The sequence below is a fragment of the Anaerostipes amylophilus genome, assembly GCF_025567365.1.
GTDB lineage: Bacteria > Bacillota > Clostridia > Lachnospirales > Lachnospiraceae > Anaerostipes > Anaerostipes amylophilus.
In genome coordinates, this window is sequence record NZ_JAOQJG010000009.1 from 29,590 (window position 1) to 56,150 (window position 26,561).

A 26,561-nucleotide genomic window follows, 5' to 3' on the forward strand; every position below is an offset into this window, starting at 1 on the left:
GCTGGTCCAAATAATCATTGGTCCCAGCGTTTTTCTATCTCTATTTCTAAAATTTAAATTCATGAAATTTTGGTTTCATCTGATCAAACGTATAGATTCCATTAAATCCAATTTCTTTCAGTATCTTCTGCGATTCCATAACCCTGTCTCCAACACGGTCCGCATTATGTGCATCAGATCCGATCGTAATAATCTTTCCACCCATATCATGATAAAGCTCTAAGATTTCCCTTGACGGCATCAGACTTTTCAGATGATAAGCACGACTTGAGGTATTCAATTCAATTCCTTTTCCATCTGCGATCACAACTTCAAAGATCTGTTCAATCAAATCTTTAATTTTTTCAAGCTCAATTTCACCATTCAGATCGTATCTTTTGATTACATCGAGATGTCCCAGAATACTGTAATCTTTATATGCCTTTACAACGTCTAAAATTTCCTGATAGTATCTTCGATTATATTCTAACTGAGTCTTCCCTTTCTGCGGCTCCTGTCTCCAGTACTCTTTATTCTCTACCTGATGGCAGGAAAAGATTACAAAATCAAACGGATACTGTCCAAATGTTTCCTCATACGCTTTTGTTGTATGTACCTGAATTCCAAATTCGATTCCTGTCTTTAATGTGATCTGCCCTTTATATTTTTCTTTCATTTCTTCCATTTCTTTAAAATAAGCATCATAATCACAATTGACTACTGTCGGTACATCATAGTCAGAATGTTCTGTAAAACATAGTTCATCCATTCCTAATTCAATGGCTTTCTGAATCTCCAGCTCCATTGGAAAATCTGTATCTTCACTAAAATATGAATGTATATGGTAATCTGCAAACATTGTAAACCTCCTGTTGGATCATTCATTTAGAAAAATCATTGAGCTTCTTGGAAAACCAATGGTAACAATCGTGTATTCTTCTTCTTTTGACTCAATCTTGAAACTTAACTGCAATTTGTCACAAAGCTTCTTACACAAATATAATCCCATCCCGGTTGATTTCTCATAGTTTCTTCCTGTAGTTCCAGTATAACCTTTATCTGTCACTCTTGGCAAATCTTTTGCTGCAATTCCAATTCCATTATCCCGAATCTCTAAAAAAATCTGATTCGTTGATTGTCTTGCCTCAAAGGATATCTGTGGATCTTCTTTTTTATATTTTACCGCATTGCTGATAATCTGATTTAATATAAATAACAGCCACTTTTCATCACTAAATATTTTCTGGTCCAGATTGTTCATACTAATTTTAATCTTGTTGCTGATCATGATTCTTGCATTGGATCTGACAGCTTTTTGTACCATATCTTTTAAATTTAATTCTTTTACCAGATAATCTTTTTCTACGCTATTGCTTCGTGCATAATAAAGTGCTTGTTCAAGATAGTAATTAATCTGCTGTAATGCCTCATCCATTGCTTCTGTGATTTCTGACGGATGATTCTCAAGAATTAACTTGGCTGCTGCCAATGGTGTTTTCACTTCATGAATCCACATTTCAATATATTCCCGATAGCCTGCCGCCTCCGTTCTATACTGAAGTATTTCATCATTCATAGACTTATTACAGCTTTGCAGAATATCATAAATAAATTCTCCCTCAAAAAAATCTGGCCGCTCCATCATTTCAGAAAGCATATTTTTCTGATCCAGCATATCAAGTTTAATTGTCATTTCTTTATAATATCTGAACTTTTTCATATACTGTTGTCCAAGATAAATAAGCTCCAGTAAAATACCGATCACTAGTAAATAAATCATCAAATATCTATTCACTTCAAAAATATAAAATAATCCTTCTATCAGACATAGAAATATAAAATGAGTTGCCATCTGTGCATAATAAATACTTAAAAATCTTCGCAGTCTCATACCATATACCCTTGCCCTCTTTTGGTTTTTATGAAATCTTTTAACCCTGCTGACTCTAATTTCTTTCTGACACGATTAACATTTACAGTTAATGTATTATCATCAATAAATTCATTGGACTGCCATAATGTTTCCATCAGATGATCTCTGCTGACAATCTTACCTTTATTTTGTAAAAGCGTATACAATATTCTCATTTCATTTTTGCTCAATTCAATAACCTGATCTTCATAAACAACCGTACTGTTATTTAATTGTAATTTCAAGCCATGATATTGTACTGAATTCTCTACTTCTTCTTTCCGGGTTCTTTTCAGCATTGCAGAAATCCTTGCTAATAAAATCTGTGTATTATATGGTTTCGTCACAAAATCATCTGCTCCAAGATTCATGCTCATCAGTTCATCCATCTCACTGTCACGGCTTGTCACAACTATAATCGGTACTTCTGATTTTTCTCTGATGGCTCTACATACATAATAGCCATCATATAAAGGCAGATTAATATCCAGTAAGATTAAGTCTGCGTTTTCTCTTAAACAATCTTCCAAAACGGTATCAAAATGTTCTATTGCTATAATCTCATATCCATATTTACTCAATAATATGCTAAGTTCATTACGAATGGGTTCATGATCTTCTACTATGATTATCTTTGCTTTCATTTTCTTTCTCCCCACCTTTCCTTATGAGTTCTTATAATTCTTATAATAATGAATTCTTATAATATCATATCATAAACTTTTGCAAAAGAAAAAGCGCCTCACATTTGAGACGCTTTCGGAAGTTTTTTATTTCTTATTTTTTAGGCTGTAAAGATTCTTTTCCACCCATATATGGTCTTAATACTTCTGGAATTGCAACGCTTCCGTCTTCTCTTAAGTTGTTCTCTAAAAAAGCAATCAGCATTCTAGGTGGTGCTACTACTGTATTATTTAATGTATGAGCAAAGTAGTTTCCGTTTTCACCTTTCACACGGATACGAAGTCTTCTTGCCTGTGCATCACCAAGGTTAGAACAGCTTCCTACTTCGAAATATTTCTTCTGTCTTGGAGACCATGCTTCTACATCAACAGATTTTACCTTAAGATCTGCTAAGTCACCAGAGCAGCATTCTAATGTTCTTACTGGAATATCCATAGAACGGAATAAATCTACTGTATTCTTCCATAGTTTTTCATACCAGTCTTTGCTTTCTTCTGGTTTACAAACAACGATCATTTCCTGTTTTTCAAACTGATGGATTCTGTAGACACCACGTTCTTCAATCCCATGTGCTCCTTTTTCTTTTCTGAAGCATGGAGAATAACTTGTCAATGTTTTTGGTAACTGATCTTCTGGTGTTGTTGTGTCGATAAATTTACCGATCATAGAATGTTCACTTGTTCCGATCAGATACAGGTCTTCACCTTCGATCTTGTACATCATAGCATCCATTTCGTCAAAACTCATAACACCTGTTACGACATTGCTTCTGATCATGAAAGGTGGTACGCAGTAAGTAAATCCTCTATCGATCATAAAGTCTCTTGCATATGCGATAACTGCAGAATGTAATCTTGCAATATCTCCCATCAGATAATAGAATCCATTACCTGCTACTTTTCTTGCACTATCAAGATCAATTCCATCAAAGCTTTCCATAATGTCTGTATGATATGGTACTTCAAAATCAGGAACAACTGGTTCTCCAAATCTTTCAAGTTCAACGTTTTCACTGTCGTCTTTACCAATTGGTACAGATGGATCAATAATATTTGGAATTGTCATCATGATCTCTTTGATCTTCTCTTCGACAACTTTTTCTCTTTCACTTAATTCTTCAATACGATCTGCAGATGCTGTAACCTGTTTTTTAACTTCTTCTGCTTCTTCTTTTTTACCCTGTCCCATTAAGGCACCAATCTGTTTAGATAATTTGTTACGATCTGCACGAAGTGCCTGAACTTCCTGTTTGATCTCACGATTTTCCTTATCAAGTTCGATAACTTCATCAACTAAAGGTAACTTACGATCCTGAAATTTATTTTTGATGTTCTGTTTTACTACATCTGGATTTTCTCTTAAAAATTTAATATCTAACATTTTTTCCTCCAATTATTTGTTCATACATTTTTCTAATGTTGTTTTTTCCTCATCTGATAATGCTACTTTGGCAGCACCATCTTTGATTTCTTTGGCATAAACATATGTTGCATTCTGACTGCTCATACCATTTAAAAGTGTTCCATTATTATTATGGTCAAGTAATGCAATTACAAAACTTGTTTCTCCACCCATATCAGAGAACGCATTATACTTATATACTTCCATCTTAGAAAAGCTACTCCTATGTTCTTCATCGATTCTCTGTATTTCACCTTCTAGAAAATCTTGTTCTACAATGATTTCGTTAAGCTTTTCAAATTTCTTGATAATGCTTTCTTCTAATGATTTACCATCTTTTCCCGATAGGAATTTTTCGTAACGCTTTTTTAGTTTACTAACTTTAACTAAAGCAACAATTACAAGGATCAGTGCTAATGCTAATACACCGGCCAGGCCAATCACAACATATTCCATACTTACACTGTTTAAAAAATTTGTCATCTCATGTTCCTCCTAAATTGATCTTATCATATCCACAATGCGTTCTAATTCGTCTTGTGAATAATACTCAATTTCTATTTTTCCTTTATTATTCTTTTTATTTTTAATAGTTACCTTGCTTCCAAGAACCTGTTTCATAGATTCTTCCAGCTGAGTATAAAGGATATCGTGAACATCTTTTTCTTCTTTTTTATTTTTTTTGATTTTCTTTAAATCTTTGACAAGTTTTTCAATATCTCTGACGCTTAATTTTTCATCAAAAACTTTCTGTGCAATTTCATATTGTTGATCTTTGTTTGTAATTGCTAATAATGCTCTTGCATGTCCTGTACTGATCATTTCTTCTTCCAGCATTTTTTGTACTCTTGGATCAAGTTTCAAAAGTCTTAATGAGTTTGTGATCGCAGCACGGCTCTTGCTAACCTTGCCTGCAACTTCATCTTGTTTTAATTGAAATTCTTCCATTAGGCGTTTATATGCCATAGCTTCTTCAATTGGATTTAAATTATCTCTTTGAATATTTTCAATTAAAGCGATCTCTACAACTTCATTTTCATTATACTTACGGATCATGACAGGGACTTCATTAAGGCCTGCTAATTTTGCTGCTCTCCATCTTCTTTCTCCTGCAATGATCTCATAGAAGTCATCTTTTGGAGTTACCAAAATTGGCTGCAACATTCCATATTGTTTAATTGAATCTGATAATTCCTGTAATGTATCTTCATCAAACTGATTACGTGGCTGATCAGGATTAGGTTCAATCTTGTCAATTGGTAATGTCAGTTCTTTCTCTGGCTCAGCTTTTTTCTTTGATTTCGATGATCTTGATACTTTTTTCTTTACTTGTTCTACATCTTCTTCATCGACAATCGGTGCTTTTGGAATCAGTGTATTCAATCCTCTTCCAAGTCCCATTTTCTTTCCTGACATTATTTTTTACCTCCATTTTCAATCACTTCTTCTGCAAGTAGATTATAGCTTTCTGCTCCTGAAGATCGAGGTGCATATACATTGATTGGAAGTCCATGACTTGGTGCCTCTGCCAGACGTACATTTCTTGGAATGATCGTCTTGTAAATATTCTGATTTAAGTACGATTTGACATTCTCTACAACCTGCAGCGATAGATTTGTTCTACCATCATACATTGTAAACACAACACCCTCTATCTTTAATCTTGGATTCAGACTCTTCTGAATCAGGTCAATTGTATAGATCAGCTGTGTAAGTCCATCCAATGCATAAAATTCACATTGAATCGGAACAATTACGGTATTTGCTGCTGTCATGGCATTTACTGTTAACATTCCCAATGCCGGTGGGCAATCGATAATAATAAAATCGTATCTTCTTCTTACCTTTTGAAGATTCTCTTTCATGATAAACTGCATTTTATCCACAGTCATCAATTCAATTTCTGCTCCAGCTAAATTTCGATTTGCTGGAAGTAAGGATAGATTATCAAACAAGTCTTTAATGATACAATCTTGTATCTTTTCTTCTCCTGTAATCACCTCATAAGTTGTCTTATCCAGCTCGTTTTTGTCTAATCCCAAGCCACTGGTGGTATTTCCCTGAGGATCCATATCAACGAGTAAGGTTTTCTTTCCTTTTGCCGCAAGTGCTGCTGAAAGATTAACCGCTGTCGTTGTCTTTCCAACTCCACCTTTCTGGTTGGCAATTGCAATAATTCTTCCCATTTTTTTCTCCTTTTGAACAATATTATAACACTATTTTTTTTGCATTGCCATATGTTTCACGTGAAACATTTATTATTTTTTTGTGCAATATTTGTTTCACGCAATTTCAATTTTTTCAAAAATGTTTCACGTGAAACATTTTATAATATTCAGATGCGAAAAGGAGTATTCATCTGAATACTCCTCAATTGCTTATAAATTTTGAAATGCATCTGTCCATAATAATTAATAAAGCTTTATTATTAATTACATTTGTTCTGGACACTGGATTCCTAATAATTCTAATGCATCTTTAATTACCTGTTTTGCCAAAATAACAATCTTAACTCTTGCTTCTTTTAATTTCTGATCCTCTACATTACACTGATTTTCATGATAAAAACGATTGAAGCTTTGTGCTACTCCCATAACATATCTAGAAACTACAGAAGGTTCTAATCTATCTGCTGCCACTTTGATCACTTCTGGGAATCTTTCGATTTCCTTTAATAAAGCTACAGATGTTTCATCTGTTACTAAGGATGCATCAATATCTCCAACTTCTGTGATTCCTGTTTTTCTCAACACACTTGCAGCTCTTGCATATGTGTACTGAACATATGGTCCTGTCTCACCATCAAAGCTGTGAATCTTCTCCCATGTAAATGTTACATCTTTGATTCTCTGGTTATACAAGTCATTAAAGATAATTGCTCCAATTCCAACTTTCTGTGCAACATCTTCTTTATCTTTAAGATCTGGATTCTTTTCTGCAATGATCTCTCTGATCTTAGATACAGATTCTTTTAAGATGTCTTCTGCATATACGATATTACCACTTCTTGTTGAAAGCTTTCCACCTTCTAAACTTACTAATCCATAAGGTACATGAATCAGGTTTTCTTTTGCCCATTCATATCCCATTAATTCTACTACTTTAAATACCTGTGCAAAATGTAATTTCTGCTCTAATCCAGTTACATAAATACACTTATCAAAATTATATTCTTTCTTTCGATAGAAAATTGCAGCTAAATCTCTTGTTGCATAAATACTACTTCCGTCTTTCTTCATTACAAGACATGGCGCCATATCATATTCATCAAGATCTACGATCATTGCTCCTTCACTTTCTTTTAGAAGATTTTTCTCTTTTAATTCTTCTACAACTGCTGCTGTTTTATCACGATAAAAGCTTTCACCTGTGTAATGATCAAAATCCATATTCAGCATTTTATAAATTCTTTTATATTCTACCATACTGATATCTTTAAACCATTCCCAGATAGATAATGCTTCTTCATCACCTTTTTCCATCTTGGCAAACCATTCTCGAGCCTGATCATTTAATGTATCATCTTTCTCAGCTTCTTCATGGAATTTTACATAAATTCTTAAAAGCTCAGGAATACCTTTTTCTTCAACCGCTTCTTTACTTCCCCATTTCTTATACGCAACGATCAGTTTACCAAACTGTGTTCCCCAATCACCTAAATGATTAATTCTTTCTACGTGATATCCCAATTTATCAAAAATATGATATAAAGAGTTTCCAATGATTGTCGTTCTTAAATGTCCAACATGAAAGTTCTTTGCAATATTAGGTGAAGAATAATCGATACAAACAGTTTTTCCTTTTCCGATTTCCTGGGTACCATAAGTATCATTTACTTTTGCTAAAACTTCTTTTACATAATTTTCTTTATTCAAAAAGAAGTTTACATAAGGGCCCATAGCTTCTACTTTTGATACATCGTCGCTTGCAGGAATTTTTTCTGCAAGCTCTGTTGCGATCATATTAGGAGCTTTTCTAAATACTTTCGCTAATTGAAAACATGGAAATGCGAAATCTCCCATATCATCTTTTGGTGGAATTTCAAGAATTCCATCAATCTTCTCTTTATCTAATTCTTCGATTGTCTGATCTAATAAATCAATAACTTTATTTCTCATAATCTTCCCTTTCTATAGTTCGATCAATGCCTGAACATTAATTGAATTTGTCTTCCATCTTGTCACTGAAAATTCTTTTGTAAGTTCTTTTTCAAGGGCACTGCGTTTCTCATAAAACTCTTTTGCATTTTTAATAATTTTAGGTTTTGCTTCTATTTTAATCAATATTTTATACTCATCAATAGTTTTTTCAAAGTTAATAACAAAAACCCCTATATCATCCATTAATATCTCAAATATCTCATGAAATCCTTTCAAAAATGAAAATGTCATACAAACTTTAGATTCCTCTTTTGATTCGCGATAATTTAATCGTGCTGTTGGATATATTTTTTTAATATATTTCATCAATTCATCAAACGCTGGAACAAATGGAATCTTTTCATCTTCGTTAACATCTTCAGTTACTATATCATCAAAGAGCAGATCTTCTTCTAATCCCTTTTGATAGCTAAGCAATTCTTCGATTCTATGATCTTTATCATGAATCTTCTTCTGAAATTCTTTGATATCTTTTTCAATCTTTATAACATCTTCTGAAACACTTTGCTTTGATTCTTCGATTTCTAATGGTAACGGTGAAAATATCTTTCGTATCTGATAGATTTTCTGCTGGTTTTCAATCGTACCTTCTTTTTCATTCTTTTCCTGCATGACCTCATACATCTTGCGGTTCAACTGATGTCTGTCTGTTTTTAATAACTGTATCTGTTCTTCCAGATAATCATATAACTGACTGATCAAATAACTTTTTTCTTTCTTCTTCTCCATATTTTTACCACTTTCTTTTTATCATAAACGATAACCATCAGAAATGAAAGTAAAACCTTTTAACAAATTGGTTCCTTTGATGGTAAACCAGCTTTCCTTGGAAAACGTTTTGGTGTTGCTTTTGTCTTATGAATCTTTAAAATTGTTCTCGCCATATCTGTATCCGGAATTTCAAAAGATATAATATCTTCAATATTTCCACCTAGAATTTTCACCGCTTTTTTTGAATTCTTGGCTTCTTCTTTGATATCCCCTGATTTATATGGAAGAAAATATCCCCCTTCTTTTACATAAGGAATACAATACTCTGATAAAACTGTCAGATTTGCCACCGCTCTTGATACTACATAATCAAAATTTTCTCTATATTCTTTTTGTTTTGCAAAATCTTCTGCACGTCCATGAATCGCTGTGATTTTTTGAAGTCCTAATGTGTTGATTACTTCATTTAAAAATTTAATTCGTTTGTTTAAGGAATCTAGTAATACAATCTCTAATTCTGGAAATGCAATCTTTAATGGAATCCCTGGGAATCCTGCACCTGTTCCTAGATCCAGAATTTTTTGATCTTTCAACTCAACTCCACTCTTTACCAATGCCAAGCTATCTGCAAAATGTTTATCGATTACTTCATTTTTTTCTGTGATCGCGGTCAGGTTCATCACTTTATTCTTCTCTACAAGCATCTTATAATACATTTCAAACTGTTCTAACTGATGATCACTTAATGCAATTCCAAATGCAGCTGCTTTTTCTCTTAATCTTTCCATCTATTATCTCCTATGGTGCATCTGTTCCAGATAAATCAGCAATACAGAAATATCTGCTGGTGACACCCCTGAAATTCTGGATGCCTGTCCGATAGACGATGGTCTGATCTTTGATAACTTCTGTTTTGCTTCAATTCGCAAGCTTCCAACATCTTCGTAATCAATATCTTCTGGAATTCTCTTTTTCTCCATCTTCTTAAACTGTTTTACCTGTGACAACTGACGTTTGATATATCCTTCATATTTAATATTAATATTTACCTGTTCCTGAACATCCAGATCGTACTCTGGTCTATCTGGATCGATTGGTGCCAAATCCATATAAGTAAGCTCTGGACGACGAATCAGTTCTGTCATCTTTGCAGATGATTTTAATGTTGTACTGCCAAGTTTCTCAAGCAATGTCTGAACATTTTTGGATGCACCCACATTAATATCTTCAAGACGCTTCATCTCATCTTCAATCTGCTGTTCTTTTACTAATAACTTGTCATATCGTTCCTGACTGATCAATCCTGCTTCATATCCAATCTTTGTCAGACGAAGATCCGCATTATCCTGACGAAGTAGTAAACGATACTCTGCTCTTGATGTCATCATACGATATGGTTCTTGTGTTTCTTTTGTAACCAGATCATCGATCAAAACTCCAATATAAGCCTGTGAACGATCCAGAATGATAGGATCTTTTTCCTGTAATTTACGTGCAGCGTTGATACCTGCCATCAACCCTTGTGCTGCTGCCTCTTCATATCCTGAGCTTCCATTAAACTGTCCACCAGAAAATAAACCATCAATCTCTTTAAATTCCAGAGATGCTTTTAACTGTGTCGCATCAATACAATCATACTCAATTGCGTAAGCATTTCTCACGATCTTGGCATTCTCAAGTCCTGGAACACTGTGATACATCTTATACTGTACATCTTCTGGCAATGAACTTGACATACCACCAACATACATCTCATTTGTATATTCGCCTTCTGGCTCAATAAATACCTGATGACGATTCTTATCTGGAAACTTCACGATCTTGTCTTCGATAGATGGACAATATCTAGGTCCTGTTCCCTCAATTGCTCCAGAAAATAATGGTGATCTGTGAAGATTTTCTTTGATGATTTCATGTGTCTCTTCTGTTGTATACGTTAACCAGCATGAAATCTGATCTCTCTTGATATCTTCTTCCTTATTTGTAAAGCTGAATGGTACGATCCTTTCATCTCCAAACTGCTCTGCCATCTTAGAAAAATCAATCGTATTCTTATCAATTCTGGCAGGTGTTCCTGTTTTAAATCGTCTCATGAAAATACCATGACTCTTTAAGGAATCTGTCAGATAATTGGCTGCCTGCAGCCCGTTTGGTCCTGTGTGATTACTTACTTCCCCATAAATGCAACGTGCTTTCAGATAAGTTCCTGTCGTCAATACAACTGCTTTTGCATAATAAACCGCACCTGAATATGTCTTAACTCCTTTAATCTTTCCATCTTCCACAAGGATTTCTGTAACTTCCCCCTGACGAAGTGTAAGATTTGGTGTATTCCCCATAACCTGTGTCATAGAAATAGAATACATCTTCTTATCTGCCTGTGCTCTCAAAGAATGTACTGCCGGTCCCTTTGATTTATTTAGCATCTTGGACTGTAAATAGGTTTTATCGATATTTTTACCCATTTCACCACCAAGTGCATCAATTTCTTTTACCAGATGTCCCTTAGAGCTTCCTCCAATATTCGGATTGCATGGCATCAGTGCAACACTATCCATGCTTACTGTAAAACAGATTGTTTCAAATCCCATTCTGGCTGCTGCAAGTGCGGCTTCACATCCGGCATGGCCAGCACCTACAACAATGATATCATATTTTTCTTCTAAATTATTCATCTTTATTTACCCATACAAAATTCTGCAAAAATCTCATTTACCAGGTCTTCTCCCACAGATTCTCCTGTGATAAATCCTAAATGCTCATAGGCATCTAAAAGATCAATAGAGAAGAAATCTTCTGGCATTCCATCTTCAATACTCTGTAATACCATAGAAAGGCTCTTTAATGCCTCACTTACTTCTGTTTTGTGTCTCATATTCGTCAGGTATATTTCATCATTAAACGAAACATGTCCTTCAAAGAAAATATCCTGAATCAATTGATATAATTCTTCAATTCCAGTCTGCTCCTTGGCTGAAATCTGAACGATCTGATCAAAACCTTTTTCCTTAAGATTTTCCTTTGTCACTACCTGCTCAAGATCAGCTTTATTTAATAAAACAATCGTTTGCTTACCTTCAATAAGCTGCATGATTTCTTCATCATCCTTCGTTAAAGGATCTGATGTATCTACAACATAAAGAACAAGATCCGCTTTCTTTAACAGTTCTTTGGCTTTGTCTACTCCAATCTTTTCAATCAGATCATTTGTATCTCTGATTCCTGCTGTATCAATGATGTTCAGCGGAATTCCTTTGATCTGAATTGATTCTTCCAACGTATCTCTTGTTGTACCTGCAATATCTGTAACGATTGCTCGTTCCTCTCCCAGCAAAACATTCAACACAGAAGATTTTCCTGCATTCGGTTTTCCAACAATAACAGTCTGTATTCCTTCTTTGAGAATTCGTCCATTATCTGCATTCTCCAGAAATTCATTCAACTGTTTAATAATTTTCTCAACCTGCTCTCTCAGCTCATCTGAAAATCCATCCACACTATAATGTTCTGGGTCATCCAATGCTGATTCGATAAATGCAACGCTGTGAATAATCTGTTTTCGGATCTCTGTAATTTTCTTTCCAAGCGCCCCCTCTAACTGCTTTAAAGATGTGCTCATTGCAAATTCATTCTTAGACTGAATCAGATCCATAACAGCTTCTGCTTCTGAAAGGTCGATTCGTCCATTCAAAAATGCTCTCTTTGTAAACTCACCTGGCTCTGCAGGTGCTGCTCCGGCCTTAAATACTGCTTCCAGAACTTTCTTCATAACAACCACACCACCATGGCAGTTAATCTCTACAACATCTTCTGCTGTATAAGAATGTGGACCTTTCATAACAAGCACAATACACTCATCAAGCAATGTCTCTCCGTCATATACGTGTCCATAATGTGCTGTATATGTCTTGACTTCCTTTATCTTCTTATCTATTTTCTTCGGTTTAAATACTTTTTCAATAATATCCAGTGCCTGATCTCCGCTGATCCTGATAATTCCAATTCCACTATTGGTCATCGGAGTAGCAATTGCTGCAATCGTATTTGACTTCATATAATATACCTCAAAAAAGGGCTGCCTAAATTAAGGCAGCCCTAAATCTTATTTTTTAAGCATAACAACAACTTTACGATAAGGATCCTTACCTTCGCTCTTTGTAATCACTTCCGGATCTCTCTGCAATGCAGAATGGATGATTCTACGCTCATTTGGATTCATTGGTTCTAAGTAAATTGGTTTTTTATTCTTCTTTACTTTATACGCAATGCTTCCTGCTAATTTCTCTAAAGTCTGCTGTCTTCTTTCTCTGTAATTTTCTGTATCAAGCTTGATCTTTACAAAAGAATCGCTCTCTTTATTTACATAAAGACTGATAAGATACTGCAGGGCATCCAGTGTCTGTCCATGCTTACCGATCAATGCACCCATCTTCTCTCCAGATACATTGATGTTTAATACGTTATCTCTGCGGTTATAGTAAAGATTTAACTTTGGATCAAGTCCCATCGCTCTTAACACTTCATCCAAATACTTTTCAGTATCTTTAATGATCTGATCAATATTCTCTGGTGTCTTATTCTTCTTAGTTTCCTTTACAGGAACCTCTTCTTTTGCTTTAGAACTCTTCTTAGGCTGACGATTTGATTTCTCATCTGCCGTCTTCGCTGGTTTCTTTTCAACCTTTTTCTTAGGTTTTTCTTTTTCTATTGTCTGAGACTTAACTTCTGTCTCTTTCTTTTCTTCTTCTTTAATTTCAATGATGACTGGTTTCTTAAACAGCCCAAAAAAGCCATTACTTCCCTGATCGATCACTGTATACTTGAGGTCTGTACTTGGAATTCCCAACTCCATTGCAGCATTCATAACTGCATCAGATTCAGTTTTTCCAGTGAATCTCTTTGCTGACATCCTTATTTACCCCCTTTGTTTTTGTTGAGTGCATTCGCTTTAGAAGCAATTCCTCCTTTAGAATTTCCTGAATAATCAATATTCTTTGTTGATTTCAGATTTGCATTCTTCTTAATGCTGGAATCTGTACCTTGCAGTCCCTGCTGTTCAGCCTGTGCTCCCAACATCTTTTCATAAAGAGAAGGACCTTTTTTCTTTCTTTTCTTAGCTGCCTTCTCACGACTTTTTTCAATAATCTTATCCATATCAGCATGATCATAATGGTAATTAAACGCAACCTGCTGAATATACTGGAATAAAGCACTCGCTGTCCAGTAAATACCAATACCGATTGGTAATGAAATACACATTACAAATGACATTAACGGCATTGTGTACATCATACTCTTTGTCATTCCTGCTCCTGGTGTACTTTCATCCATCTGATTTGTAGACATAGATGTTTTTGCACTTAAGAACTGAAAAATAAATGATAATACAGGGATGATCAGTAATGGAGTTAATCTGAATCCTGGTGCTGAATTTAAATCCATACCTAAAAATAGATTTGGATGATACTGTGTATCATGTGCAATCTGAGGAATATAAGTATTAACACCACGAATTACATAATACAGTGCCATGATGATCGGAAACTGAATTAATGTTGGTAAACATCCACCAGTTGGACTTGAACCATACTTTTCATAAACTTTCTGCATCTCTTCATTCTGTTTCATCATAGATGCCTGGTCTCTTTTGTTACGATATTTCTTAGTGATCTTATTGATCTCTGGCTGCATATGCTGATTGATCTTCATAGATCTCTGCTGTTTCATTGTTAATGGTAATAAAATTAACTTAGAAACTAATGTAAATAAAATAATACATAAACCAACATTATAGATACCCATTGTTGCTAATCCACTATAGATTGCTCGAATGATCCAACCAAAAATAATTACAAACGGAGTTAAAATACCTCCGGTGCCCGTAGTCTGGGCTTGTGCCAATAACATCATTTTTTGCACCTTTTTCCTTTCCTGACTTCCGGAACAGGGTCATATCCGCCTTTTGAAAATGGATTACATCGTAATATTCTAAAAATTGCCAAAAGACTCCCTTTGACAACTCCGTGCTTCTCCAATGCTTCTATGGCATATTCCGAACAAGTCGGAACATAAATACATGTTCCTCTTCCCTTTAATTTCGATAAATATTTTCTGTAAAACCTGATAATGGATATTAAAATCTTCTTCAATTGTGTTCAACTCTTCTTAGATGATGCAGATCTACCAAATGTAAAAATGCACTTTCAATCGTATGGCAGTCCTTTCCTTTTGCAGTTTGTCTTGCAATTACTACCATATCATATCCTGTTTTTAAATTATCCTGATTCAAACGATAGCTTTCACGAATTAAGCGTGTAGTTCTATGACGCACTACACTATTTCCAACTTTTTTACTTACTGATATTCCCAGACGGTTATATTCTAGGTCATTCTTCCTATAATAAAGGACCAAGTACTTATTAGCTTTGGATTTTCCTTCATTATATACCATCTGGAACTCTTTATTATTTCTTAATGAATGATAATTTTTCATGGTTCTCTTCCTTATTAATAGAGAAAAGAAAAGGTCACATCTCTGCGACCTAAGCTGATAATCTATTTCTTCCTTTTGCTCTTCTGCTCTTCAGAACTTTTCTTCCGTTTGCAGTGCTCATTCTTTTTCTAAATCCATGAACCTTAGATCTCTGTCTTTTCTTTGGCTGAAATGTCATTTTCATTCTAAAACACCTCCTTAACAAAATTTTATGCGTTATATATATGAATAATATATTCGTAAAAACATCACTCCTATTATAGACAGAGAAATGCCAAAAAGTCAAGTAAATTCTACGCTTTTTTCACTTTCTTATGTATTTTCATATATATTGTGGTTTGCACGAAAGTTATCCACAATTTGTAGATAACTTGTGCATAACTTGGTGATAAAATGTGGGCAATAAACACACAAAATGTCGAATTGCCTTATTTTATCACGTTTTTCAACCTGTGTATAATGTGGAATAACTTATCCACAATATGTGGGCAACTTTTATTTTTCGATTGAAAAAAGAAATCTTTTGTTATACACTAAATATAGTGCCGTACTATGCACATTTATAAAAATATGATTTAGAAAGGGATTTATGTTATCCATGAAAAACGAAATTGAGAAAATTTGGGATGATGTATTAGTCAAGCTTGAGCAAGAGCATGACGTTTCCAGTGCTGCAATTAATGCCTGGATTAAACCATTACATATTAAAGATGTCCAGTCCAATAAGATAATTCTTTCTCTGGATGCTAAATATGATGAGCGGGGTATTCAATTTATTAAGAAAAAAATGTACGATTTTTATATTTCCCTTGCTATTTCCGATCTTACCGGCAAGAAATACGATATAGAGGTTGAGCTAGAAAAAGATGGAGAAAAACCAAAACAAACTCCTGCTGCTACACCTGAACATGACAATAATAACTTAAATCCCCGTTATACTTTTGATACATTCGTAATCGGTGACAATAACCGCATGGCACATGCTGCCAGTATTGCTGTTGCGGAAGCTCCAGCGGAAGCCTATAATCCGCTGTTTTTATATGGAGGTGCAGGTCTTGGAAAGACTCATTTAATGCACTCCATCGCACATTATATCATTGAACATAATAGTTCTTTGAATGTTTTATATGTAACAAGTGAAGATTTTACAAATGAAGTTATCAATTCAATTCAGCACAAAAAACAGGAAGAGTTGCGCAGTAAATACCGTAATATCGATGTTTTATTAGTCGATGATATTCAGTTCGTTATTGGTAAAGAAAGTACACAGCAGGAATTTTTCCATACCTTTAATGCACTTTATAACTCTAAAAAACAAATTATTCTTTCCTCTGATAAACCTCCAAAAGAGCTGGATGTATTAGAAGAAAGACTCCGGAGCCGTTTCAGCTGGGGACTTCCAGTTGATATCCAACCTCCAAACTATGAAACAAAGGTTGCAATCCTCAGAAAACGTGCAGAATTAGACAATATTTATATTGATGATGAAATTTTTGATTACATTGCAACACACATTAAGTCTAATATTCGTGACCTCGAAGGTGCATTAAACAAAATTAAGGTTTATTCCAAATTAAATAAAAAACCAATTGACCTTGAATTATCCAAAATTGCTCTTCAAGATCTAATCGATAATAAAACAAAACAGGCTATTACACCTGAATTGATCATGCAGACAGTTGCTGAACATTTTAATATTCAGACAAGTGATATCATCTCAAAAAAACGCAGTCATGATATTGCTTATCCACGGCAGATCTGTATGTATTTGTGTAAGAAAATGACAGATCAATCACTCGTTAAAATTGGTGAGATCATTGGTAAGAGGGATCACTCTACTGTGATTCATGGTATTGAGAAAATTGAAAAAGATCTTGAAAAAGACCCTGAATTAAGCAAGGTTATTGAAGTTATCACCAAAAAGATGGATTAATTTTTATTTTTTTCACATTTTATCGTTAGTTATCCACATTTTCTGTGGATAAGCTGTGGATATTCTGTGTATTATTGTTTTTGCAATTTTAGGTGATGTTGATAAGTTCACGATTATCCTCTGATTTTCATCAACTTTTGAACATTTTATCAACCCTTATAAAGCTTTATCCTTAGCGGTTTTTTAAGGTTATCCCCATATCCACAGCTACTACGACTATTACTACGACTTTTATTTATTTATTTAACAACAATCTGACACCGAAAGGAGTTATTCACAATTATGAAAATCATATGTACAAAATCTAATTTAGTGCATGCTGTTTCCATTGTTTCAAAAGCAGTATCAAATAATACGACTCTTCCAATTTTGAAATGTATCTTAATTGAGGCAGTTGCAGGAAATATCAGATTAACAGCAAATGATATGGAACTTGGAATTGAAACAACCATTGATGGTCATATTGATGCACCTGGTAAAATTGCAATTGAAGCAAAACTTTTTTCTGAAATTGTACGAAAATTACCAGATAATGATGTAATGATAGAAACTGATGATCAGTATAAAGCAACGATTACTTGTGAAAAAGCATGCTTTCAGATTATGGGACAGGAAGGAGAAGAATTTCCTTCTTTACCAGAGATTGAGAAAAATCAAAGCATCACTTTGTCACAGTTTTCATTAAAAGAAGTAATTCGTCAAACAATTTTTTCAATTTCTGACAATGAAAATACAAAATTAATGACTGGTGAATTATTTGAAGTGAAAGATGACCAATTAAGTGTTGTATCTTTGGATGGTCATCGAATCTCTATTCGACATATTGAACTAAAAGATCATTATGATCCGTTTAAAGTTGTTGTCCCTGGTAAAACTTTACAGGAAATTGTTAAGATCATTTCCGGAGAAATGGACGAAAATGTTTCAATTTATGTAACTTCAAAACATATTTTATTTGAATTTGATAATACAAGAGTTGTTTCAAGATTGCTAGAAGGGGAATATTATAAGATAAGTCAGATGTTATCCAGCGATTATGAAACAAAAATCATAATTAACAAAAAAGAATTTTTAAATTGTATCGACAGAGCGAGTCTTTTGATTCGTGAATCTGATAAAAAACCAATAATTATCAATATTACGGATCATTCATTAAAATTAAATATCAATTCTTTCTTTGGATCAATGGAAGAAGAAATTTTGATCCAAAAAGAAGGAAGAGATCTCTTAATTGGCTTTAATCCTAAGTTTTTAATGGATGTTCTTCGAGTAATCGATGATGAAGAAATCAATATTTATCTTGTAAATCCGAAAGCACCTTGTTATATCAAAGATGATGCCGGAACATATAATTATCTGATTCTTCCGGTTAATTTTAATCATTAGAAAGGATTTTTTAGATGGAAATTAAACTTAAAGATGAATTTATTAAACTTGGTCAGGCATTAAAAGCTGCTGGACTGGTAGATTCTGGAGTTGTAGCAAAAATTGTCATTCAGGATGGAGAAGTTCTTGTAAACGGAGAAGTTGAAACAAGAAGAGGAAAAAAATTATATGGCGGTGAAGTTGTGTCTTTTGATGGACAGGAAATTCGCATTGTAAAATAGTGTGGGAGTAGTATGATTATTAAATCTTTGGAATTAAAAAATTATCGGAATTATGATGAACTTTCCATGAATTTTGCGAGTGGAACCAATTTATTGTATGGAGATAATGCTCAGGGAAAGACTAATATTCTGGAATCTATTTATCTAAGTGCAACAACCAAATCGCATCGAGGAAACAAGGATCGAGAGTTAATAAAGTTTGAAGAAAATGAAGCTCACATAAGAATTCATTTTGAAAAGCAGGGAATCGACCATCAGTTAGATATGCATCTTAAGAAAAATAAAGCAAAAGGTGTGGCAATTGACAAGATTCCGATCAGAAGATCAAGTGATCTACTTGGGCAGATTCCGGTAATTTTGTTTTCTCCAGAAGATTTAAAGATCGTAAAAAGTGGTCCTAGTGAGAGAAGAAAATTTCTGGATATTGAATTGTCGCAGATGGAACGTCTGTATTTGTATCAACTGACAAATTATAATAAGATTTTGATACAGAGAAATAATTTATTAAAACAAATACGTTTTCAGAATAATCTGATAGATACATTAGAAGCATGGGATATTCAACTTGTAAAATATGGTTCGGAAGTTATTAAATATCGTGAAAAATTTATCAAACATTTGGGTAAAGTCTGTCAAAAAATTCACAATAAATTAACTGGTGGAAAAGAACAAATTTTACTGGAATATGATCGCAATGTAGGGTATGATAGTTATTTAACGGAACTTAAAAAAAAGAGACAAAAAGATTTAAAATATTTTACAACGACTGTGGGACCGCATCGTGATGATATTAGTTTTGTTGTAAATGGAATCGATATCAGAAAATATGGTTCACAGGGGCAGCAAAGGACAGCAGCATTATCTTTAAAGCTGGCGCAGATTCAATTGATGCGTGAAGTGATGAAAGAATCACCGATCTTGCTGCTTGACGATGTTTTGTCGGAGCTTGATAGTAATCGTAAGACGTATCTTTTGGAGAGTATTAAAGATACACAGACGATTATTACATGTACGGGCTTAGATGAATTTATTAGTAAACACCTGCCAATTCAACGTATGTTTCAAATAAAAGCAGGAAAAATTGTAAAAGAAAATTAGGAGGAAACTATGGGTACACAAAAAAATGGAGAATATGGAGCTGATCAGATCCAGATTCTGGAAGGGTTAGAAGCTGTGCGTAAAAGACCCGGAATGTACATTGGAAGTACATCAGAAAAAGGACTTCATCATCTGGTATACGAAATTGTAGATAATGCCGTAGATGAATCTCTGGCTGGATTCTGTGATACGATCATCGTAACACTGAACAAAGACGGCTCTGTTACAGTCGAGGATAACGGGCGTGGAATTCCGGTTGGGATCAATAAGAAAAAAGGTGTATCCAGCGTTGAAGTTGTATTTACGATCCTTCATGCAGGAGGTAAGTTCGGCGGTGGAGGATACAAAGTATCTGGAGGACTTCATGGTGTAGGTTCTTCCGTTGTAAATGCTTTATCTGACTGGCTGGAAGTCACAGTCTGCAAAGAAGGACATGTTCATAAACAGCGTTATGAGAGAGGAAAGGTATGCTATCCGCTGAAAGTTCTCGGTGATACAGACAAGACTGGAACAACCGTTACATTTTATCCGGATGCAACGATTTTTGAGACGATTGATTTTGATTACAATACATTGAAGAGACGATTAAGAGAGACAGCTTTCTTAACAAAGAACTTAAAGATCGTTTTAACAGATGACCGTGGGGAAGAACAGGTTTCAGAGACATTCCACTATGAAGGTGGTATCAAGGAATTCGTTGATTACCTGAATAAGGGAAAAGAAGCACTCTATCCAGAAGTTATTTATTGTGAGGGTGAGAAAGACGGAGTGTATGTTGAAGTTGCATTCCAGCATAATGATTCTTACAATGAGACATCCCTAAGTTTCGTAAATAATATTATTACGCCAGAAGGTGGAACACATTTATCAGGGTTTAAGACGGCTTTAACAACTACTTTCAATGATTATGCAAGAAAGAATAACCTTCTGAAAGAGAAAGAAGATAACTTAAGTGGTGAAGATATCCGTGAAGGATTGACTTCAGTTATCAGTATCAAGATCGGGGAACCACAGTTTGAAGGTCAGACAAAACAGAAGTTAGGAAACAGCGAGGCCAGAGGTGCTGTTAACAGCGTTTTATCTGAGCAGCTGAAATATTTCTTAGAGCAGAATCCTCAGGTTGCGAAAGTAATCTGTGAGAAGGCTGTGCTTGCACAGAGAGCAAGAGATGCAGCAAGAAAGGCTCGTGATCTTACAAGAAGAAAGACTGCTCTTGACGGTATGAGTCTTCCAGGAAAACTTGCAGACTGTTCTGACAAGAATCCAGAGAATTGTGAAATCTATATCGTTGAGGGAGATTCTGCGGGTGGTTCAGCAAAGACAGCTCGTTCGCGTGCGACACAGGCAATCCTGCCTCTTCGTGGTAAGATCTTGAACGTTGAGAAGGCAAGACTTGATAAGGTTCTTGTGAACAAAGAGATCCAGGCGATGATCACAGCGTTTGGTACGGGAATTCATGAAGATTTTGATATTGAGAAATTAAGATACCATAAGATCATCATCATGACGGATGCCGATGTCGATGGAGCACATATCGCAACATTGCTTCTGACGTTCATATACCGCTTTATGCCGGAATTGATCAAGCGAGGGTATGTATACCTTGCCCAACCGCCTCTTTACCGTGTAGAGAAGAATAAGAAGTTCTGGTACGCTTACAGTGATGAAGAATTGAACAACATTCTTCAGGAAATCGGACGAGATAACAATAACAAGATTCAGCGTTACAAAGGTCTTGGAGAGATGGATGCAGAGCAGTTATGGGATACAACCATGGATCCTGAGAAGAGAATTTTATTAAGAGTAAACCTTGATGAAGATTCTGCTTCAGAGATCGATCTGACATTTACAACACTGATGGGTGATCAGGTAGAGCCAAGACGAGAATTTATCGAAGCAAACGCAAAATATGTGCAGAATCTTGATATTTAGGAAGGGAGAAACAAATGGACGAGAATACAATTTTTGATAAAGTTCATGACATTGATCTGAAAAAAACAATGGAGAATTCATATATTGACTATGCCATGAGCGTTATCGCTTCCAGAGCTCTTCCAGATGTGCGTGACGGTTTGAAACCGGTACAGAGAAGAATTCTTTATGCGATGATCGAATTAAATAACGGACCTGATAAACCACATCGTAAATGTGCCCGTATCGTTGGTGATACCATGGGTAAATATCATCCACATGGTGACAGCTCTATCTATGGGGCGTTAGTTAATATGGCGCAGGAATGGTCTACAAGATATCCATTGGTAGATGGACATGGAAACTTCGGTTCTGTCGATGGTGATGGTGCAGCTGCCATGCGTTATACAGAAGCAAGATTAAGCAAGATTTCCATGGAACTTCTGGCTGATATTAACAAGAATACAGTTGATTTCAGACCAAACTTTGACGAGACAGAGAAAGAACCAGCAGTACTTCCTTCTCGATTTCCAAATCTGTTAGTGAATGGTACACAGGGAATCGCGGTTGGTATGGCAACGAATATTCCACCTCATAACCTTAGAGAAGTGATCAATGCGGTGATCAAGATCATTGATAATCAGGTTGAGGAAGATCGTGAGACAACGATCGAAGAATTATTAGAGATAATTAAAGGACCAGATTTCCCTACAGGTGCGACAATCCTTGGGCGTTCTGGTATCGATCAGGCTTATCGTACAGGTCGTGGAAAGATCAAAGTGCGTGCTGTTACAGATATTGAGGCAATGGCAAATGGAAAGCAGCGTATTATCGTAACAGAGCTTCCATACATGGTAAATAAAGCAAGACTGATCGAGAAGATTGCGGCTTTAGTAAGAGAAAAGAAAGTGGAAGGAATTACAGAGCTTCGTGATGAATCTGACAGAAGTGGTATGCGTATCTGCATCGAACTTCGTCGTGATGCAAATGCGAACGTAATCCTGAATCAGTTATATAAACATACACAGCTTCAGGATACATTTGGTGTGATCATGCTGGCACTTGTTGATGGACAGCCAAAGACAATGAACCTGCACGAGATGCTGGATTATTATCTGGAACACCAGAAAGATGTTGTGACAAGAAGAACACGCTATGAATTAAACAAAGCGGAAGAACGAGCACATATCTTAGAAGGATTACTGATCGCTCAGGATAACATCGATGAAGTGATCAAGATCATTCGTGGAGCAGAGAACATTCAGGCAGCCAAGCTTGAATTGATGGAACGTTTTGGACTTTCAGATGCACAGGCACAGGCAATCGTTGATATGCGTCTGAGAGCACTGAATGGTTTGGAACGTGCTAAACTTGAAAAAGAATACAAAGAATTGATGGAGCGTATCGGTGAATTGAAGGCGATTCTAGCAGACGAAAAGAAATTACTTGGAGTTATCAAAGATGAAATCGCACTGATCCGTGACAAATATGGAGATGAAAGAAGAACACAGATCGGATTTGATGTTGATGACATTTCCATGGAAGATCTGATTCCTAGAGAAAATACTGTAATCACGATGACAAAACTTGGATATATCAAGAGAATGACTGTTGATAATTTCAAGAGTCAGAATCGTGGTGGTAAAGGTATCAAGGGAATGAAGACGATCGATGAAGATTACATCGAAGAACTGTTTATGACAACGACACATCACTACATCATGTTCTTTACCAATACAGGACGTGTATACCGCCTGAAAGCGTATGAGATTCCTGAGAGTGGAAGAACGGCAAGAGGAAGTGCGATCGTTAATCTGCTGCAGTTACAGCCAGGAGAGAAGATCACAGCAGTAATTCCACTGGCAGACTACGAAGAAGGCAAATATCTGTTAATGGCAACAAAATATGGTGTTGTTAAGAAATCTTCTATCATGGAATATGCAAATATCCGTAAGACAGGATTAGCAGCGATCACATTAAAAGATGATGACCAGCTGATCGAAGTTAAATATACAGAAGATGATGAGGATGTATTCCTTGTAACAAAGAATGGACAGTGTATCCGCTTCCATGAAAGCGATGTCAGATGTATCGGACGTACTTCTATGGGTGTTCGTGGAATCAATCTGACAGGTGATGATGAAGTTATTGGAATGCAGCTTGACAGTCAGGGTGAAGCGTTGCTGATCGTATCTGCAAATGGTATGGGTAAACGTACACTGACTTCAGAGTTTACAGCACAGCATCGTGGTGGTAAAGGTATTAAGTGCTACAAGATCACAGAAAAGACAGGTGATGTTGTAGGTGTGAAAGCAGTCAATGACGATAATGAGATCATGATGATCACAACAGAGGGAATCATTATCCGTACAGCAGTAGCCTCCATTTCCATGCTTGGAAGAAATACTTCTGGAGTAAAAGTTATGAATGTTGGTGATAATGTAGAGGTAGCCAGCATTGCGAAAGTCCGTGAAGAGAAACTTGAAGATGAACAGGAAGAAAATACAACAGAAGAATAAAAAATAAAAATCAGGGTGCAGATGAATTGTCTGTACCCTGATTTCGTTATATAATAAAATAATAGATGCTCAAATACTTTTTGGCAGTGATAATACAAAACAAAAATATTTTTGGAGGAAAACATGAGAACGATTCATACAGATGAGATCATCAAGAATATAAAAGAGATGTGTATCGAGGCAAACTTATCTTTGACAGAGGATATGAAATGCCGTTTTAAGAATGCAACAGAAAGCGAAAAGAGTCCGTTAGGAAAACAGATTTTAAATCAATTGCAGGAGAATATGGAAATTGCGGCAGCAGATCAGATTCCAATTTGTCAGGATACAGGAATGGCAATCGTATTTTTAAATATTGGACAGGACGTTCATATTGAGGGTATGGATTTACACGATGCAGTGAATGAGGGAGTTCGTCAGGGATATACAGAAGGATATCTTAGAAAGTCTGTTGTAAAAGATCCTTTAATCCGCGAGAATACAAAAGATAATACACCTGCGATCGTGCATATAGATATTGTTCCAGGGGAGAATCTTGAAATCTTAGTAGCTCCAAAAGGATTCGGAAGTGAAAATATGAGTCGTATCTTTATGTTAAAACCAGCAGACGGAGAAGAAGGTGTGAAGAAATCTGTCATTCAGGCGGTCAAAGATGCGGGTCCCAATGCTTGTCCACCAATGGTTGTAGGAGTTGGACTTGGAGGAAGTTTTGAAAAAGCAGCATTTCTTGCAAAGAAAGCTTTGACAAGGAATTTAGATACACCTTCTGATAAACCTCATATTGCGAAATTAGAGAAAGAATTGTTAGAAGAGATCAATCAGCTGGGAATCGGTCCTGGGGGGCTTGGAGGTTCTACAACTGCGTTAGGACTTAATATTGAGACTTACCCTACACATATTGCGGGAATGCCATTAGCAGTGAATATTTGTTGTCATGTAAATCGTCATGCACATAGAGTACTGTAAAGAATTCGATATTATTTTGGATGAGTATTTAAAAATACAAGGAGTAGAAGATTATGGAGAAACATTTAAATGTTCCAGCGAAAACAGAAGAGCTTTCAGAACTTAAATCAGGAGATTATGTATATTTGACAGGAACAATCTATACAGCCAGAGATGCGGCACATAAAAGAATGTATGAAACTTTACTAGATGGAAAAGAATTACCAGTAGATGTTTCCGGACAATTTATTTATTATCTTGGGCCAACGCCAGCGAGAGAAGGACAGGTCATTGGATCAGCAGGACCAACAACGAGCAGCAGAATGGATAAGTATACACCAATGATGCTTAATCAGGGATTAAAAGGAATGATAGGTAAAGGAAAGCGTTCACCAGAAGTTATTGAATCTATTAAAAAGAATGGTGCAGTATATTTTGCGGCTGTAGGAGGGGCCGGAGCTTTGCTTTCAAAATGTATCAAAGAAGCGGAAGTGATTGCGTATGATGATCTTGGAACAGAAGCTATCCGCAAATTAAGAGTTGAAAACTTCCCAGTTATCGTTGTGATTGACAGTAATGGAAACAATTTATATGAGACCGCAGTAGAAAATTTTAAAAAATTAAAATAATCAATAAAAATCTATTGACAAAAGTCAAATCCTTTGGTAAGATATTCAAGCGTCATGTGAATGACGAATGCAATTAAATATTTTAATATTTAAGCATTTGCAGAAGTACTCAAGTGGCTGAAGAGGTGCCCCTGCTAAGGGTATAGACCGTTTACGCGGTGCGAGGGTTCAAATCCCTCCTTCTGCGTTATTAAATCTTCCAAATTGGAAGATTTAATTTTTTGACAAAAGATATTGACATGAATGTTGAAATGTGATATCTTATAGAAGTTGCACTGCTTATGGCAGAGTGAAGAATATCGTTTGTGGAATGACGGAAAGAAATGTTTGTTTACTCAGAATATTGGACGGAGAGCGATCACAACATTCTGAAAAAATAAATAAAAAGTTCTTGACAGAATAAAAATAAAATGATATGATATAAAAGTTGCCGCAGTTCTTATAAAGAACGGGCCAACAAAATAAATTAAAAAAGTTCTTGACAAACTAAGAACTAAGTGATATAATGATAAAGCTTCTTATACGAAGCGGATCACAAAAAGATCTTTGACAACTGAACAATAAGACAACCTTGAAAAT

Annotated in this window: 25 protein-coding genes and 1 tRNA gene; 9 read left to right on the top strand and 17 right to left on the bottom strand. The window is 35.4% G+C overall.

Features of this window, described 5'->3' with window-relative positions:
- Positions 1-46 precede the first annotated feature (46 nt).
- The 17 genes from OCV53_RS11600 to rpmH form a co-directional block, all read right to left on the bottom strand.
- The gene (locus tag OCV53_RS11600; RefSeq protein ID WP_022374731.1) at positions 47-838 is read right to left on the bottom strand and encodes a histidinol-phosphatase HisJ family protein; all 792 of its coding nucleotides are present in this window, start codon (positions 836-838) and stop codon (positions 47-49) included.
- Positions 839-856: 18 nt separating this feature from the next.
- Positions 857-1,870: a sensor histidine kinase gene (locus OCV53_RS11605; RefSeq protein ID WP_022374730.1), complete on the bottom strand. Its 1,014-nt coding sequence runs from the start codon at positions 1,868-1,870 to the stop codon at positions 857-859.
- A complete protein-coding gene (locus OCV53_RS11610; RefSeq protein ID WP_022374729.1) occupies positions 1,867-2,535 on the bottom strand; it encodes a response regulator transcription factor in 669 nt (222 codons plus the stop codon). The genes OCV53_RS11605 and OCV53_RS11610 overlap by 4 nt, the downstream gene beginning before the upstream one ends.
- Before the next feature lie 133 nt (positions 2,536-2,668).
- Positions 2,669-3,955 carry a serine--tRNA ligase gene (serS, locus tag OCV53_RS11615; protein ID WP_022374728.1) on the bottom strand — a complete coding sequence of 429 codons (1,287 nt, stop codon included), beginning with the start codon at positions 3,953-3,955 and terminating at the stop codon, positions 2,669-2,671.
- Between the two features lie 12 nt (positions 3,956-3,967).
- Positions 3,968-4,459, bottom strand: a complete 492-nt coding sequence (locus OCV53_RS11620) for a DUF4446 family protein (RefSeq protein WP_022374727.1) — start codon at positions 4,457-4,459, stop codon at positions 3,968-3,970.
- Positions 4,460-4,471: 12 nt separating this feature from the next.
- A complete protein-coding gene (locus OCV53_RS11625) occupies positions 4,472-5,392 on the bottom strand; it encodes a ParB/RepB/Spo0J family partition protein (protein ID WP_022374726.1) in 921 nt (306 codons plus the stop codon).
- Positions 5,392-6,162 (bottom strand): ParA family protein, encoded by a 771-nt coding sequence (locus OCV53_RS11630; RefSeq protein ID WP_022374725.1) that lies wholly within the window; start codon positions 6,160-6,162, stop codon positions 5,392-5,394. The genes OCV53_RS11625 and OCV53_RS11630 overlap by 1 nt, the downstream gene beginning before the upstream one ends.
- A 246-nt stretch (positions 6,163-6,408) precedes the next feature.
- Positions 6,409-8,094, bottom strand: a complete 1,686-nt coding sequence (gene argS / locus OCV53_RS11635) for an arginine--tRNA ligase (protein WP_022374724.1) — start codon at positions 8,092-8,094, stop codon at positions 6,409-6,411.
- 12 nt (positions 8,095-8,106) lie between these two features.
- The gene (locus tag OCV53_RS11640; RefSeq protein ID WP_022374723.1) at positions 8,107-8,865 is read right to left on the bottom strand and encodes a hypothetical protein; all 759 of its coding nucleotides are present in this window, start codon (positions 8,863-8,865) and stop codon (positions 8,107-8,109) included.
- Positions 8,866-8,924: 59 nt separating this feature from the next.
- Entirely contained in the window at positions 8,925-9,635 is a 711-nt protein-coding gene (gene rsmG / locus OCV53_RS11645) for a 16S rRNA (guanine(527)-N(7))-methyltransferase RsmG (RefSeq protein WP_022374722.1), read from the bottom strand.
- A 3-nt stretch (positions 9,636-9,638) separates the two neighbouring features.
- Positions 9,639-11,522, bottom strand: coding sequence for a tRNA uridine-5-carboxymethylaminomethyl(34) synthesis enzyme MnmG (gene mnmG, locus OCV53_RS11650; protein WP_055198445.1), 1,884 nt, complete (start codon positions 11,520-11,522; stop codon positions 9,639-9,641).
- A gap of 2 nt (positions 11,523-11,524) precedes the next feature.
- A complete protein-coding gene (gene mnmE / locus OCV53_RS11655) occupies positions 11,525-12,901 on the bottom strand; it encodes a tRNA uridine-5-carboxymethylaminomethyl(34) synthesis GTPase MnmE (protein WP_055198447.1) in 1,377 nt (458 codons plus the stop codon).
- A 48-nt stretch (positions 12,902-12,949) separates the two neighbouring features.
- Positions 12,950-13,756: an RNA-binding cell elongation regulator Jag/EloR gene (gene jag / locus OCV53_RS11660; RefSeq protein ID WP_022374719.1), complete on the bottom strand. Its 807-nt coding sequence runs from the start codon at positions 13,754-13,756 to the stop codon at positions 12,950-12,952.
- A gap of 2 nt (positions 13,757-13,758) precedes the next feature.
- Positions 13,759-14,757 carry a YidC/Oxa1 family membrane protein insertase gene (locus OCV53_RS11665; RefSeq protein ID WP_022374718.1) on the bottom strand — a complete coding sequence of 333 codons (999 nt, stop codon included), beginning with the start codon at positions 14,755-14,757 and terminating at the stop codon, positions 13,759-13,761.
- Complete coding sequence (gene yidD, locus OCV53_RS11670) at positions 14,754-14,996, bottom strand: membrane protein insertion efficiency factor YidD (protein WP_055198449.1); 243 nt, start codon at positions 14,994-14,996, stop codon at positions 14,754-14,756. Before yidD ends, OCV53_RS11665 begins: the two co-directional genes overlap by 4 nt.
- Positions 14,993-15,340, bottom strand: a complete 348-nt coding sequence (rnpA, locus tag OCV53_RS11675) for a ribonuclease P protein component (RefSeq protein ID WP_022374717.1) — start codon at positions 15,338-15,340, stop codon at positions 14,993-14,995. The genes yidD and rnpA overlap by 4 nt, the downstream gene beginning before the upstream one ends.
- Before the next feature lie 49 nt (positions 15,341-15,389).
- Positions 15,390-15,524, bottom strand: a complete 135-nt coding sequence (rpmH, locus tag OCV53_RS11680; protein ID WP_008392981.1) for a 50S ribosomal protein L34 — start codon at positions 15,522-15,524, stop codon at positions 15,390-15,392.
- Positions 15,525-15,938: 414 nt separating this feature from the next.
- Here rpmH and dnaA point away from each other — a divergent pair, with 414 nt between their 5' ends.
- The 9 genes from dnaA to OCV53_RS11725 all read left to right on the top strand — a co-directional run bounded on the left by dnaA (position 15,939) and on the right by OCV53_RS11725 (position 26,169).
- The gene (gene dnaA, locus OCV53_RS11685) at positions 15,939-17,273 is read left to right on the top strand and encodes a chromosomal replication initiator protein DnaA (RefSeq protein WP_055198460.1); all 1,335 of its coding nucleotides are present in this window, start codon (positions 15,939-15,941) and stop codon (positions 17,271-17,273) included.
- Between the two features lie 282 nt (positions 17,274-17,555).
- Positions 17,556-18,659: a DNA polymerase III subunit beta gene (dnaN, locus tag OCV53_RS11690; protein WP_022374715.1), complete on the top strand. Its 1,104-nt coding sequence runs from the start codon at positions 17,556-17,558 to the stop codon at positions 18,657-18,659.
- A 14-nt stretch (positions 18,660-18,673) separates the two neighbouring features.
- The gene (locus OCV53_RS11695) at positions 18,674-18,880 is read left to right on the top strand and encodes an RNA-binding S4 domain-containing protein (RefSeq protein WP_022374714.1); all 207 of its coding nucleotides are present in this window, start codon (positions 18,674-18,676) and stop codon (positions 18,878-18,880) included.
- A 12-nt stretch (positions 18,881-18,892) separates the two neighbouring features.
- Positions 18,893-19,978, top strand: coding sequence for a DNA replication/repair protein RecF (gene recF / locus OCV53_RS11700; RefSeq protein WP_055198451.1), 1,086 nt, complete (start codon positions 18,893-18,895; stop codon positions 19,976-19,978).
- Positions 19,979-19,987: 9 nt separating this feature from the next.
- Entirely contained in the window at positions 19,988-21,910 is a 1,923-nt protein-coding gene (gyrB, locus tag OCV53_RS11705; protein ID WP_055198452.1) for a DNA topoisomerase (ATP-hydrolyzing) subunit B, read from the top strand.
- A 14-nt stretch (positions 21,911-21,924) separates the two neighbouring features.
- Positions 21,925-24,408 (top strand): DNA gyrase subunit A, encoded by a 2,484-nt coding sequence (gene gyrA, locus OCV53_RS11710; protein ID WP_055198454.1) that lies wholly within the window; start codon positions 21,925-21,927, stop codon positions 24,406-24,408.
- A gap of 123 nt (positions 24,409-24,531) precedes the next feature.
- Complete coding sequence (locus OCV53_RS11715; protein WP_055198456.1) at positions 24,532-25,374, top strand: fumarate hydratase; 843 nt, start codon at positions 24,532-24,534, stop codon at positions 25,372-25,374.
- Between the two features lie 53 nt (positions 25,375-25,427).
- The gene (locus OCV53_RS11720) at positions 25,428-25,982 is read left to right on the top strand and encodes a Fe-S-containing hydro-lyase (protein ID WP_055198458.1); all 555 of its coding nucleotides are present in this window, start codon (positions 25,428-25,430) and stop codon (positions 25,980-25,982) included.
- Between the two features lie 99 nt (positions 25,983-26,081).
- Positions 26,082-26,169, top strand: a tRNA-Ser gene (locus OCV53_RS11725).
- Positions 26,170-26,561: the final 392 nt, after the last annotated feature.